The following is a 14029-nucleotide window of genomic DNA, read 5'->3' as shown; positions in this document are numbered from 1 at the left end:
CCTATCTTCTTGATTGCGCTCTTGATATAGTGTGACTTTTTTTTAAAGTAATTTTTAGCTGTTTTAGTCTATACCAAATTGAATTTATTCCAAATCCAAGATTTTGTTTCATCTCTGCCAGAGTATGATCTGGATTCTTTGTAACATATTCTTCGAGTATTTTTGGGTCTATTTTTCGAATAAAGCTACCGTTTTTAGATGGCTTTAAGCTTTCACCATCAGCTTTCTTTTTTAACCAGCGGTACAGAGTTGCTATTCCTATCTCCATGAGCTCTGCTATCTCAACCTTTGTCTTCCCTTTTTCTATCATCAATACTGCCTTTTCCCTTAAATCCACACTATATGCCATTATAACTCAAATACTTTGTTATACCTTTATCATTTGCTTTGGGAAATACTATAGTATCGGATTTATAACGACTTATGAAATAAGCTCCTATTTCATTGATGTGTTTAAAAGAACTTGGCACAAAATAACCCAAATCAGATATTAGTAAATCGTTGTTCGATATATTGCTTAAATGGCTTCTATAACCCTGATCTGACCTTATTCCTTCAGTTATATTAAGCTGGTCTAATGTCTGGTTTAGGTAGTCAAAAACTAATTGTAACTTTATTCCAGACTTAGTATTGCTTTCATAACCACTGTAGCTGGTACCATAACCTTTATACATGTCTTCCATACTGTTAGGTAAGCTAATGTAGCTGCTGTCTAATAATTTAACACCTCCAAAGTGCTTCAAGATTCTGCAATCAACTTGTAAGGTATTTTTAAGTAACGTTAAAGATTCATTATACATTCTTTTCATAAATTCCACTGCTTCCTTGGTAAATCTAAAGTCCAGACCTTGTTTTGTTATATTTATCGAGTCTTCATTCAATAATTGACACACTGTCTCTATACTACAATTATCAACCCCTATATTACCCAAAACGATGGCTTTTATGAACTACGAGCCTTTTAGCTTCCTCTTTCTTTTATGAACCCTGTTGTAGCTGAGATTTTATCTGCTTTTTCATTAAAAAATTCTTTGAGCTTTTTTGAGATGCAAACTATTCTTTTCATTGTATAAGTTCTCCGTTTTCTTTGTTAGATTTAAGAGAACTTATATCTTTTCTTTCTCTTCCTTACACTAAGTTTATTACCACAGTTCCTTAACTTGACGCGTATGCTTTATCAGCCTGTCTTGAGTAAGCTTTAGCAGCATAATATTGGGCGCGTTTCTCAAAGCCCTTAGTTTTAGCGACCTGCATTTCGACTATGACTTGCAGCCCATTTTCATCCCTACAAAGAACATCAACAATGCTTTGTTTTTTAGAAGCAATATCAGGGTCTTGAATAGTACTTAAGAACTCTATATCCTGTATTGTGCTTTTGCCAGTGAAGCCAAGGATATCATTAAGGAAGTGAATAAGAATGTCCTTATTTTTTTCAGTACCAAAGATGCGCTTGAACGATATATCATTCTTGGGATCGAGAAACTTCGAAAGAGCCATGAGAAAGTAAGATAAAAAGCATTAATAATTATACACAATTCTGAAGAAATATTCAACTAAAATGCAAACATTTTGTATATCTTTATTTGGTAGTATCAACCTGTATAATATTTATGGCAAATATCTCGATAAGGTATCAGATAGCACAAAAAGTAAGGAGCTGGAGGTTAAAGCGAGGTTATACTCAAAAAGATTTAGCGGGAAAAATCGGCGTAAAGTATCAAATAGTACTACAATATGAAAAAGGAACACGTAAAATTTCGATTGAAAAGTTGTATGCTATAGCAGAGATATTGTCGATTGGTATTGTAGACCTAATTCCTGTATCAAATGAAAAAATCCGCCTTGAAGACGAGGAGGAGGAAATTAGTAAGAAAATATAAAACGATTAATGATCAAGAGTTGCGCAAGGTGTTTTACTTGCTAGCAAAATTTACCTGAGTTGGTGAGAAAAGTAGTAGAAAATCGGAAAAATAAAAATTGCAAAAGGTCTGGTTAAAGCAGGAGTTTCTGTTGATACTGTTTCAAAAACAATTGGTCTTTCTGCTAATGAATGTGTTGAAGAAAAAGTTGGTTCTATCTACTACAAAATAGGAAAAAAGATAAAAGAATGGACGGGAATATACTCAGAAGGATTTAGCAGAAAAAATGAGTACAACACGTGATGAAATAAGCAACTATGAGCAAGGACGTGTGGCCATTCCACTGGAAAAATTGTATGCAATAGCAGAAACATTATCAATTAGCATTACAGATCTGCTAATAGAGGAAGATGAGATAGTAGAAAATGAGCTACCTGATTTAATAAAAGAGTACAAAAAAATTGAGAGTCAAGAATTATGCTATGCGCTAATAAAATCTCTGTTTGAAAGCATACAAATTTGCGAAGAAAAAGTGAAAAGAGCAGAAAAGATCAAAGTTGCAAAAGACTTAGTAAAAGAAGGAATTTCTACCGATATTATTTTGCAAATAACAGGCCTCTCTTTAGGCGAAATTCAACAGATTTAAATTCAACCACTATGGATTGAAATCCATAGATTGAGAGAGAGCATGGAATGCTAATTTTCAACTTGAAAGTCACCAAATTTGTCTTCTCTTTTAGAGTGATTCTCAATGTAGTCCTTTATCATTTGATCAGTCACATTTCCGGTAGTCCTGACAAAATAACCAACTGCCCACAAATGATTCCCCCAATATTTTTTCCTTAATTCTGGAAAACTCTGCTGTATTTTTCTCGAGCACCTTCCTTTTATCAGTTGTACTAATTTACTGATACTCAAATATGGTGGTACTGAAACATATATGTGGACATGGCTTGATGCTACTTTACCTCTGATAATTTCTACTTGGTTATCTCTACATACTGCTTGAATTATCTCTCTTGCTTTTAGCCCTATGTCTCCAACAAGAACTGGGTATCTGTATTTAGTAATCCATACTATATGATAAGTGCAATCGTATACCGAATGGCTACTCTTTCTATAATATTTCACATCCCTCTAATTTTTTCACCTTTCAAATTATATTCTTGAAAGGATGGACTTCAAGTCCAGGGTTTTTCTCCCAAATTTGGGACAACAAAAATTGTTTAGAAACAGAAAGAAAGTTCATAAGGCAAGTTTGTATCAAGAGGTCCTTACTCTTAATGATTCTTTTATGGATTTATATTACTAATATAAGAAAAATTAGAGGGCGAGGCTGTGGTAAATATAGAAATTGACACATTACGGGATATACTTCACAGAACAGAAAAAAGACTTAACTCCCCTAATCGCTCAGAAAATTCGAGTTATAGAGAAATTTTAGATGAAATAAAACAAGCAAACACAGAAATATACAATCAATTAAACACAAATATCAATCACCTATTTAGAGTAAGTGGCAATATATTTCTCAACACCTTATTGCATTTTGCTGCTAAAGAAAATTGTCCACAAACTGTAAAACTTCTTTTGAGCAATGATGCAAATATTAACGCAGGAAATTCTCCTAATCATTATACACCACTACACTTTGCTGCCGAAAATGGTCATTCAGAAGTTGTGCGGGAGTTGTTAGATCATGGAGCGAATGTTGATGCAGAAGCTTCTCTACAGCGGAAAACACCACTACACTGTACTGCCCAAAATGGTCATGCAGAAGTTGTGCAGAAGTTATTAAATCATGGAGCAAATGTTGATGCAGTGACCCTTATAGATCAGAAAACACCATTACACTATGCTGCTGAAAATGGTTATTCAGAGATTGTGCAGGAGTTATTAATAAAGGGAGCCGATATCACGAAGAGAAACAACAGTAACCAAACACCGCTCGAATGTGCAGTTGGTAGAGGTTGTGAAGATGCCAGTAAGGTTTTGATTAAATACACATTAGCGCAGAATATTAGTGCAGAAAAGCCGAACTTTGCAACACTACTACCAAGCAACTTACTGCATGAAACATTATCAAAATACTGGGATCTTGAATTAACGAAGACCATTAACATTGGTTCAATAGGAATCAGACAAGTATCACTTTATGATTTTCTTACAGCATATGATGCTAAATTAGGATTATATGTGAAAACATTAAATGCTTTATCGGACCCAGATCAGCTACTAGAAAGATTTCCTGAATTCTCTGATATTCTTAGCAATAGGATTGAAAAAGCTTACTTATATAATGAAATAATAGAAAAAGTACAATTCTACAGAGAAGAAGGATCTATTTTACCTCCAGAGTTAGTAGAAAAGATTAATCAATATTTAAGTCATGAAGATAGGCAAAATTTACTAAAAGCATTAACTCCTTTACAAGGTAGTGGCAAAGACCTAGAGCAAGTTAATAATGAAAGCGAAATGGAGAAGCTAGGTGAGAACAATAGTGAACTGGATAATACTGAGCAAGAATTAAAAACTTTTACTAGAGAACCTATTTCCATCTTTCAAGAGATACAAAAAGCAGAAGAGCAGAAGAAAAAACAACATCTTGAAAGTTTATTAAATGAATTAAAAACTCATTGTCCTAACGAGTTTAAAATAGGAGCTGCAATTGGTAAAGGAGATTGCTTTTTTGATTCCTTAGCTCAAGGATTAAATGAGTTAAAAGATAAAGGCTTAATTGTAAGCGATAAAAGGTTTAATGCAAAATCATTAAGGAAAGAATGTGCAAGCTATGCTGATGAATACAAAGATAAAATCATACAAGATGCAAAAGAAGGAGGCTATTTTGTTGCATTGCAAGGTCCATATGGCCCTATACAAGATCCAGAGACTAAAGAGAATAAAATTGATAATGAAGACACTTTCAAACTCTACTTGAAAGAAATAAAGAAAATATCAGAAGAATCTAACAATCCCATATGGGGAAGAACTGAGATTGAAGGAAAGATGATATGTGAGAAGTATAAAGTTCAAATCACAGCAATAGAATTGAGGAATGAAGAGGTAGGTGGATTACACGTTACTACAAGTGAAGTGGGTAAAAATAGTAATACTATTTATATAGTGAACTACAAGAACCATTTTGTACCACTTCTCAGTGACCTTCAGCAAGATATAAAAGAGATTTCTAGAGAGGAAGCTTATGAAGTCCCACATTCACTTGATGCAGATACTCGAGAGCTTAACAAGGATGACGTTGATAAATGGGCAAAGCCAAAGATCAGCGTCAGAGCAGAGGATAGTACTGCAACTCGATTTGATGGCCAGATTATTTTGCAACTTGAGGATGATCCAGTAGTCATGGAAGCAGCAGCAAGATTAGCTGCCAAACATCCTGAAAGTTCAGTGATTGTGCAGCTTGATGCTCAACGTAATTACCAGGAAGTCTATGGCAATCTTGATACTCTAAAAGGACAAGAAAACCTGCGTTGGCAAGTAGTAGGCCATGGTCGCAGTAATATCATTGATAAAACATTAGGAGGATATAGTGCTACAGAACTTGCAGATGAGATAGCAGATTTTACTATTGAGCTTGATACTGAGTATAACATCAGTAGTTCCCCTAAGTACATCAGTTTGGTCGGATGTTCATTGGTAGATACCATAGAGATGAATTATGCTAGAGAACTTGCACTGTCACTAGATGAGCAGGGTATTCGTGCAGACATTGCTGCAAGATCTGCGCGAGTTGCTGTTACTTATACTGGAAAGAAGCTTACTGAGGACAGTTCAGGTAAGTGGAAACATAAAATCAGCGAAGACAAGATCATTTATGCTTGGAATCAAGACGGTGAATTAGTACCTCAGATTGGCAAGAGAGCAACCGAGCTGCTCAAGTCTATCGATCTTGCAGAAAATTTCCACCAATCCATGTCAGAGCTTTACAAGAGTAATCAATTACCAGAAGGGAAATGGTGGCCAATACTACGTAATGTGGCTAAAGATACTAAGACTGATAGCTACCAGGTGAAATTTATCAATGCTGAACAACAGTTGCAAACAGCTACAACCCATGATCAACGTATTATCAATTTTATTGAAGACTACAATGAAAAATTAGCAATAGTCAAGGAAGCATATGACAATGCTGGTACACAAGGTAGATCTGTTTTTGATGTTGAGTCTGTTGATGGTCTTAACTCAGCATTTATTGTAAAAACACTTATTCCCTGGTTTGCCAATAAAAGTCGTATGGCAGTAGCAGATGATAATGTTCCAGAGATATTAAAGACTGCACTGCAAGTGCATACTTGGGTTAATCTAGCACAGATGGGTCATGGTGCAGTTGAAGACATTGATAAAACCGCTGGGCTATATGAAGCTGCTATTGCCATTAGCGAAGGTAAAGAGGTTGCTAGCGTAACGACTTCATCGCTACAACATGTAAGTACTGGTGCAGGAGTCCTTTTAAATATAGGAAGTGTCGTGCTAGACAGTATCACTGCCATTAAGTTAAGGGAAAGAGAAGTTAAGATTGGACAAAAAATTTGAAGTGATTGATAATTATGGTAAATACTAGGGTGAATTTTTAAGAAAAGGGAGTCTGAAAAGTGCAAGTTATTTAAAAAGTAATAATTGCAGGTTATTTTGCAAAGAATGTACTAATACAATGATACTGAAAAGATATCTTGAATTTAAAACACATGTTTTCTAGCTCTTTTCTGGTAGTTGAGTGAACGAATATCAGATATCTTATGACGATTAACTCTTCTCCCTTTTCTCACCACTAAAGTGTTCATCAAAAATAACTGTGATAGTCGATACATAATGCAGTCTATGTCTGACTCTGTAGAAAAATATCAAAGGATAAGTTTTTAATCGCATTAAATGAGACAGATTTATTGATGCTTTTTTTTTAGTTTACTATTCTGTGAGCTCAATGTCTCTTCATCATCTTCTATCATGATACTTTCTAGATTACTGATGAAGATAGTTGACCAAAAATCCTGCTTGATAGTTTCAATACTTTTTCCTGTGAAATTCTCTAAATTTAATCTTCCCTTCAGCCTAGAAAAATGTTTCTACTCCCCAGCGCAAGTAATATAATCTCTCAAACTCTTCAACTGTAAAACGTTTCTCATCTAATAGAGATGTAACTATAGTATTTCCCAAAGCAAATGATAAAGGTATAACAAAGTATTTGAGTTATAATGGCATATAGTGTGGATTTAAGGAAAAGGCAGTATTGATGATAGAAAAAGGGAAGACAAAGGTTGAGATAGCAGAGCTCATGGAGATAGGAATAGCAACTCTGTACCGCTGGTTAAAAAGAAAGCTGCTGGTGAAAGCTTAAAGCCATCTAAAAACGGTAGCTTTATTCGAAAAATAGACCCAAAAATACTCGAAGAATATGTTACAAAGAATCCAGATCATACTCTGGCAGAGATGAAACAAAATCTTGGATTTGGAATAAATTCAATTTGGTATAGACTAAAACAGCTAAAAATTACTTTATAAAAGTCACACTATATCAAGAGCGCAATCAAGAAGATAGGCAGCAATTTATTGATAAAATCTCAAAAATAGAACATTCCAGCATCTTATATATAGATGAAGCAGGAGTTGATAATAAGTTATACCGAGAATATGGACGTGCTCCAAGAGGAAAGAAAATTTATGCAGATGTTCCAGGGAGAACTCGAGAGAGAATCAGTATAGTAGCCGGGTGGATTGGAATGAGATTTATTGCACCAATGACTTTCAAAGGTGGGTGTGAAAAAGAGGTATTCAATATATTGTTGGAGAAGATGTTATTACCTAAATTGCCACTTGGCACAACCATAGTTATGGATAATGCTACATTTCATAAGACCACTAAAACAAAATCATTAATAGAGTCTTTTGGCTTTCATGTGCTGTATCTTCCAACATATTCACCAGATTTGAATCCCATAGAACACTGTTGGCATACCATCAAAAGCCGCCTCAGACCTCTAATGTATAAATGTACAGACTTACAACTTTTGGTTGGTAATACCATAATGGAAATTTATCCATTCATTTTAGAAAATACTATATTGTAATAACCCTTTAAACTCACTTGAGAATAGCAATGCTGAAGCTGTAGTGAATAAAACAACAGTGGCAGGATTATAACTCAAGGTAAAGAGAAATATCAGGAAGGTTGGCTTTGTTACCTATGAAAGGCCAACTTACTGAAAATCCTATCTTTTTGCAATCAATTTATCAAATTTAATGGGAGTGTTGAGTTTACTAATTTCTCCAAAAACGAGATTAAAGAATTGTAAATAATTTATAGATTCTTCCGAAGAAATTATCTTATTTTTTACTGGCAGACAGCTTGCTTAAACCCGTAAAACTTCTCCATCTGCTCACTCCACAGCATCGGTATTTCTCTCAATTCCACTAACTTCAAACCTCTTGGCTGTCTTCCACTTACTATATCTTCTTTAATTTCTGGTGCTAAATAGTTCAACCTCAAAATTTGCTGTATACGTCTTGTACCTATATTAATTTTGGTACTCAGCTCTTCTATATTTGCGTATTTACCTTCTTCTAGTTGCCGTTTCCACGAATGGGCTCTTACCAATGCTTTCAGTAACGCATTATTTGTTTTTCCTTCTGGTTCGATTAATGTGCATTTGTTTCCTTTCTTTTTTATTGGTATAAATTCTACCTTATTCTCTGAACTCATACCAAAATCCATTACTGACGGAACAAATAAGAAACATTACAAACTCGTTTAATAGTAGTACTGGAAATATTGACAATAGAATTACACAAAACATCTTCAAGTAAACCTATGGTATCGTAGATACTATTGCGTAAAGTATTGTATTTGATATATTGCCACAACCTTTCAACAGGATTCAGTTCCGGTGAATAAGGAGGCAAGTATATGATGGTAATGTTTTCCTGAATTTTCAAACTTTTTGATCTATGCCAACTTGCACAATCCATTACAAGAAAGGCTTCTTTCGTGCCTAAATCTTTCGACATCTGCTCCAGAAATATATTCATACAATCAGTGTTTACATATGGAGCAAGTAGGCTAATTTTCTTACCACTTCTTGGATTTACCGCACTTTAGATATAGAAATTTTGTCTACCAATTTTCATTTTAACCTGCGTTCTGACCCCTTTTAAACCATCCGTGACCGATTTTTGAATGAGTTCCAATTCGTGATTCATCAAAAACTACACCTCCCTTTTAGGGTGGAAATTGACTATTTTATTGAAGTATCTTTTAAACTCTTCTTGCTTGTTTTTATCTTGTTTATGGTCCATTGGCCTCGGTGTTATGTAAGAAAATTTCATCCTTTGTATCTCACGGTGCACTGTTGATTTGCTGATGTTTAGGCAAATTCCTCTGAGATTTTTATTTGTACTTCCTTAATAGTAATATTTGGATTTCTTTCTACCCATATTTCAATTTGCTCACGTTGATTTTTGTTTAATTTGCTTTTTCTTCTCCGCTGAAACGGGGCAAATAATTTTTCTACTCTACCAAATTTTAGATGCTTTATCCATTCAGTCAAAGCAGTCCTTGAAATTTTACATATTCTTGCCACAGCGCTTATACTACTTTCTTTTCCTGCTATCACCGCTTGTAACTTTTTTGAAACATATGCGTTATTTCTTACCTTTTTTAACATTTCTTTCGCTAAATTTACAACTCTTTCGTCTAATAGTTTTGACCTTAATGCCATTTATACCTCGCTATTTCACTTACTCTAGTATGACTTTTTCCCCATTATTCTCTATCTGTTCTTTCTATAGCGGGAATTGGTATAAGTAGAGACAAGTCTTCAGCACTTGCATTCTTTCGTAAAGCCTTCAGGAGTAACTGTCTTCCTGAGAAAATTGTAATTGATAAAAGCGGCAGTAATACTGCTGCTCTTGATGATTTGAATGAAGAAATTTCTGAAGATTACAGTTCTTCAAATAAAATATCTAAATAATATTGTTGATAGATTTATCAAAAAACTAATAAAGCCAATGCTTGGGTTTAAAAGCTTCCATTCCGCAAAGATTACCATCACAGGCATAGAAAATATTCGTATGATTCAAAAAAGACAAATTATTAAAATAATGTTTCTACTTTTGAGAATTTTGCTATGTTAATGGCTTCATAACTCCTATAATCCCACCTTTAATGATCTTCTTTCCTATGGTTTATAGATGCAACAGAACCCCTGAAAATACTTTGATAATTCGAGTGAATGTGAACCTGAGTGGTTTCAAGACTTAAATAGTTGTTGTAAACTTGCTTTTATTATCTTTTAGTTTAAGAAATTAAAAATTTAACGATGAGAATTATAATTACAGACCAAAGTAAAAAGTAGGCTTTTCCATTTGATCTATTTTTCACTTGTAATTTTTTGTCAGCTATTAGGTTTAATTTTTCTATAAGGCTAAATATTCCTTGGATTGTTTTGATGGGATAAGAGCTTTTAATTTTTTCCCTATACCCTATTTTACTTTCATGTTGACTGTTTATCCATGTTTCAACTACTTTCCACATATTGATTTCTGGATAGACTTTCCTACATGTTCCTTCTAATAAAATCATAGTTTTCTGCAGCAATAACAATTGTGTTTGAACTTTCATATCAAAATCACCAGTTATTTTTAGTAGCTGAGTAAGTAATCGAGCAAATGAAATCTTATGTATAGGCTGTCCAACAATGGGCTCACCTATTGCTCTGCAAGCTGTAACAAAATTTCTATGCTGTGATGGAACATAACCGGCTCTAAAGTGCATTTTTGCAACGTGATTATAATTCCTATTTAAAAAGCCTTTGAGTATCTCTATAACGTAATAGCATGTCTCACGATCTATTCTACCCATGATTCCACAATCCAAGGCAATAATATTGTTGTTACTATCAATCATTAGATTTCCTGGATGCATATCAGCATGAAAAAAGCAATCCCTATACACCTGATTACAAAACGATTCTATAAGATTGATAGCTATTTGCTTGCGGTTATTCAGCTTTTCAACTTCGTATATTGGTATAGCTTCCATCCATTCTAATGTTAAAACCTTTTTTGAAGTTCTACTCCAATCTATTTCAGGTACGTAGAAACCTCTGTCATGTTTAGTATTTTCCTTCAGTTCCGAAGAGTGGGCAGCCTCAAAGCGTAGATCTAACTCTAATCGGCAAATTTCAGCAAAAGTTTTGACTAATTCAACTGGCTTCAGCCTTTTTGATTGTTCACTAAATTTTTCTGCAATTTCTGCAAGCCAAGAAAGCATTTTTATATCCCTTGAGAATGTTTTCTCAATATTTGGCCTCAAAACCTTTACAGCAACTTCCTTACCCTCAATTGTAACTGCTCTATGCACCTGAGAAATTGATGCTGCTGCAATTGGCTTTTCAGAAAAACTTGAAAAAATGTCGCTTAATTTACAATTAAACTCACTTTCTATAGTTTTAACTGCTATTTTATACGAAAATGATGGCAATCTATCACATATCAATAGCAAGTTATTTGTTATGTCCTCATTTAAAATATCAGTGCGTGATGAAATGGATTGCCCAAATTTAATGAACACCGGACCTAATCTTTCAAGAGCACGCTTTAGTTTATGACCTTGTATTTTATTTATTGATTTTTTTGATGGTGGAAGTAAATAAGGTAACACATTGTAGCGTGTTAGCACTGTAGTTATTTGCAGAAGACGTAGAATATTTTGAATCATTTCGCTGCGTAACTGCCAAATATTTCATTTATCTCCATAATTTCATCAGGTTTACCTTGATAATAGATAGTATTATTTATGCAAATTATGTAATCTGAGGATGGTAGAGCAGAGTTAAGGTCATGAGAAGTCATGAGAATCGACACTGATCGTTCTTTTGCGATTTTATTTATAATATCATAAAATTTAGCTCGTGCGTTAATATCCATTGCACTGACTGGCTCATCTAAAATGATCAAATCAGATTCTGAAATTAAACAGCGTGCAAGCAGCAGTAATTGTGTTTGTCCTGCAGAGATTTCTAATACTTGATTTTTTAGGATGTTACCGATACCAACCAATTCTATTGCTTCTGTAACAATGGGTTGATTTTTCTTCAATTTCTTCGAGGAGCTATTGAAAAGGAAAGACTCAACTGTTATTGGCATCAAATTACCAATACTAAAATTTTGTGGCATATAGCTAATTTTTATATTGTCAGCGAATACAATACTGCCAATAAAACCTTTATTTATACCAGCAACTGCTTTCACTAAAGAGGTTTTACCTCCGCCATTTGGACCAAGTATTGTAACTATATCTCCTCTTTCTACTGATATATTGATATTATCAAGAACTTTTTTACTACCATGTGCAAGAGTAAGGTTTTCTATTTTTAGAATGAAGTTATTGACATTACTTAACTTTTTGGCGAAAATTGACTTCTTCTCAATATTTATATGAGACATTTACTGATTTTTTTTCTATTACTTTCACTTACACTATACTACAATAGTGCCTTTTCATCCAATTTAAAAATTGTAGCTACAATCAAACCTATACACTCACTTGTAGCTTCTGTTACAGATGGGATTTCAAAGCCAGAATTACTAATGTACGAAATAGTGTATGAACATAACTACATGCTCAGGCCTTCAGATGCAAGTAAATTAGAATCTAGTAATATTATATTTTATATCGATGATTCTTTGGAAACATTTGTTAAAACTTTCGCTAAAGAAAATAAGAAGTTAATACCGCTATCAAGTGCAATCGATCTACTTCCTGCTCGACCACATTCGTTTTCTAGTCACATTCAAGATGAAAAAGATTTGCATATTTGGCTGAGTCCTGAAAATGCAAAAAGTATGATACTTTCTATCAGTGCAACATTATCTAATATAGATAAAGAAAATGCCTATCGATACAATACTAACGCAGAGGAGGCTATAAGAAAGATAGACCAAGAAGTAGAAAAAATTACGAAAGAATTGGATGAGTTAAAAAATCAAAAATACATAGTTACTCACGATGCTTATCAATATTTCGAAAAATATTTTGATTTAAGTTACCCAAGCGCCATTCTTTCTATAGAAGAGGATTCTTACATAGGTATGAAGAGTTTAATGAAATTAAAAAAGGTAATGAAAGAGGAAAACGTTAAATGTATTGTTTCTCATTCACGAGAGGATAGCATAAAGCCTAATGTCTTTTCTAGTGACGTAAAAATGGTGATTCTTGATCCTATTGGATCAGATGTAGAGCCTGGAAAGGATGCATATCTAGATATAATCAGCAGCATTGCACAAAATTTCAAGTCTTGTTTCACTGAGTAATGAGTTCTTTTATCTATTCAGATAGCATTGCAAACTTAGTGCTTTCTATTCCAATCACAACTATACCGACATTATCTACCAGAAGTATATCATCCCAGTCTGGGATTCAGTTAAGTTGGTAAGCATAAAAATATTATGTTAAAGCACAACGTTCTTGATGAGATTAGGGCAAGCCAATGTCAGCTACTTGAATGACACCATTTGCTATGCCCTCAAAAATGAATGCTCGTACAGCTGTGTGCCAGCTACTTGCATCTGCTATTTTTACTCATAATTATCTTGCCTGAACGAACTTAATTTCAAGTGGTTAATTATAGAAATAATCGTATAAAAAAAAGAAGATAACCAATATCTTCTTTTACTCTAATTAAAAAGACATTGAATTGTAATTGTCTATTTCATCTGATATAAGCGATAATTTTATGCTCTCAAAACGGAGATTACTTGCAATATCTGTTAACTGTTCAGTAAGGTTACTTTTTCTGGTGAATGGTGTTCAGGAGCTTTTAATTTTCTATTACAGTCAGCCTTACACCAAGATCTATTAATTTTTGTCAATAAATCATTACCCTCGTATTTATTTTCACACTGTCTGTGGCACAAATTAAGTAAATCAACACCATGCACTGTCAATGAAGAAGAATCTTGTGTAAATTTTACCATAATATACTCCTTAATCTGATTACATCTATATTAACATATAAATGTGAATATCATACTAATATAGTTACTTTTTATGGCAAGTGGTTTTTGGTTATTTTCTAAACTTTCTTTATAAAAACCATAGGCGCCTATGGTTTTTAGCTAAAGTAAAGATCAAGTATCTGGCATTCTGGACATAAAAT

The 14029-nt window shown here is 33.7% G+C and carries 9 protein-coding genes and 6 pseudogenes; 6 read left to right on the top strand and 9 right to left on the bottom strand.

What is annotated here, in order from left to right:
* Position 1 precedes the first annotated feature (1 nt).
* From M3L71_RS05605 to M3L71_RS05595, 3 genes and pseudogenes are all read right to left on the bottom strand, one after another.
* A complete protein-coding gene (locus tag M3L71_RS05605; protein WP_280143264.1) occupies positions 2 to 349 on the bottom strand; it encodes an IS630 transposase-related protein in 348 nt (115 codons plus the stop codon).
* 43 nt (positions 350 to 392) lie between these two features.
* Positions 393 to 1066, bottom strand: a pseudogene (locus M3L71_RS05600) (IS4 family transposase); the annotation flags it as partial.
* Between the two features lie 107 nt (positions 1067 to 1173).
* Positions 1174 to 1497, bottom strand: a pseudogene (locus M3L71_RS05595) (Rpn family recombination-promoting nuclease/putative transposase); the annotation flags it as partial.
* Positions 1498 to 1610: 113 nt separating this feature from the next.
* Here M3L71_RS05595 and wmk point away from each other — a divergent pair.
* Positions 1611 to 2505 (top strand): annotated as a pseudogene (gene wmk, locus M3L71_RS05590) (WO male-killing family protein Wmk).
* Positions 2506 to 2555: 50 nt separating this feature from the next.
* Here the strand turns inward: wmk and tnpA are convergent.
* Entirely contained in the window at positions 2556 to 2990 is a 435-nt protein-coding gene (tnpA, locus tag M3L71_RS05585) for an IS200/IS605 family transposase (protein ID WP_280143336.1), read from the bottom strand.
* Positions 2991 to 3197: 207 nt separating this feature from the next.
* On the opposite strand from tnpA, the gene M3L71_RS05580 reads away from it, so the two are divergent.
* Positions 3198 to 6410, top strand: a complete 3213-nt coding sequence (locus tag M3L71_RS05580) for an ankyrin repeat domain-containing protein (protein ID WP_280143335.1) — start codon at positions 3198 to 3200, stop codon at positions 6408 to 6410.
* 143 nt (positions 6411 to 6553) lie between these two features.
* On the opposite strand, the pseudogene M3L71_RS05575 reads toward M3L71_RS05580, so the two are convergent.
* Positions 6554 to 7019: pseudogene (locus M3L71_RS05575) on the bottom strand (transposase); the annotation flags it as partial.
* Positions 7020 to 7107: 88 nt separating this feature from the next.
* Between M3L71_RS05575 and M3L71_RS05570 the strand changes: the two are divergent.
* From M3L71_RS05570 to M3L71_RS05565, 3 genes are read left to right on the top strand one after another with little or no spacing between them, the layout of a single operon-like run.
* Entirely contained in the window at positions 7108 to 7212 is a 105-nt protein-coding gene (locus M3L71_RS05570; protein ID WP_280143269.1) for an IS630 transposase-related protein, read from the top strand.
* Positions 7179 to 7376 carry an IS630 transposase-related protein gene (locus M3L71_RS08460; protein ID WP_410543495.1) on the top strand — a complete coding sequence of 66 codons (198 nt, stop codon included), beginning with the start codon at positions 7179 to 7181 and terminating at the stop codon, positions 7374 to 7376. Before M3L71_RS05570 ends, M3L71_RS08460 begins: the two co-directional genes overlap by 34 nt.
* Positions 7373 to 7942, top strand: a complete 570-nt coding sequence (locus M3L71_RS05565; RefSeq protein ID WP_349292746.1) for an IS630 family transposase — start codon at positions 7373 to 7375, stop codon at positions 7940 to 7942. The genes M3L71_RS08460 and M3L71_RS05565 overlap by 4 nt, the downstream gene beginning before the upstream one ends.
* A 263-nt stretch (positions 7943 to 8205) precedes the next feature.
* Here M3L71_RS05565 and M3L71_RS05560 read toward each other — a convergent pair.
* The 4 genes and pseudogenes from M3L71_RS05560 to M3L71_RS05540 all read right to left on the bottom strand — a co-directional run.
* Positions 8206 to 8574, bottom strand: a pseudogene (locus M3L71_RS05560) (zinc ribbon domain-containing protein); the annotation flags it as partial.
* A gap of 11 nt (positions 8575 to 8585) precedes the next feature.
* A pseudogene (locus M3L71_RS05555) lies at positions 8586 to 9589 on the bottom strand (IS630 family transposase).
* A 578-nt stretch (positions 9590 to 10167) separates the two neighbouring features.
* Positions 10168 to 11589: a 2-polyprenylphenol 6-hydroxylase gene (gene ubiB, locus M3L71_RS05545; RefSeq protein ID WP_280143334.1), complete on the bottom strand. Its 1422-nt coding sequence runs from the start codon at positions 11587 to 11589 to the stop codon at positions 10168 to 10170.
* Positions 11586 to 12317: a metal ABC transporter ATP-binding protein gene (locus tag M3L71_RS05540; RefSeq protein ID WP_280143333.1), complete on the bottom strand. Its 732-nt coding sequence runs from the start codon at positions 12315 to 12317 to the stop codon at positions 11586 to 11588. The genes ubiB and M3L71_RS05540 overlap by 4 nt, the downstream gene beginning before the upstream one ends.
* Between M3L71_RS05540 and M3L71_RS05535 the strand changes: the two genes are divergently transcribed.
* Positions 12309 to 13184: a zinc ABC transporter substrate-binding protein gene (locus tag M3L71_RS05535; RefSeq protein ID WP_280143332.1), complete on the top strand. Its 876-nt coding sequence runs from the start codon at positions 12309 to 12311 to the stop codon at positions 13182 to 13184. The two genes, M3L71_RS05540 and M3L71_RS05535, sit on opposite strands and share 9 nt — an antisense overlap.
* Positions 13185 to 14029 lie beyond the last annotated feature (845 nt).

This window comes from Wolbachia endosymbiont of Frankliniella intonsa, from assembly GCF_029856955.1.
Taxonomy (GTDB): Bacteria; Pseudomonadota; Alphaproteobacteria; order Rickettsiales; family Anaplasmataceae; genus Wolbachia.
Note: the sequence above shows the minus strand (reverse complement) of the source record. Positions and strands in the feature narration are given on the sequence as shown.

Excerpts from the sequence above, each read along its gene's own strand:
- M3L71_RS05605 (WP_280143264.1), bottom strand. The coding sequence starts at position 349 with ATGGCATATAGTGTGGATTTAAGGGAAAAGGCAGTATTGATGATAGAA.
- M3L71_RS05570 (WP_280143269.1), top strand. The coding sequence starts at position 7,108 with ATGATAGAAAAAGGGAAGACAAAGGTTGAGATAGCAGAGCTCATGGAG.
- ubiB (WP_280143334.1), bottom strand. The coding sequence starts at position 11,589 with ATGATTCAAAATATTCTACGTCTTCTGCAAATAACTACAGTGCTAACA.
- M3L71_RS05535 (WP_280143332.1), top strand. The coding sequence starts at position 12,309 with ATGAGACATTTACTGATTTTTTTTCTATTACTTTCACTTACACTATAC.
- M3L71_RS05540 (WP_280143333.1), bottom strand. The coding sequence starts at position 12,317 with ATGTCTCATATAAATATTGAGAAGAAGTCAATTTTCGCCAAAAAGTTA.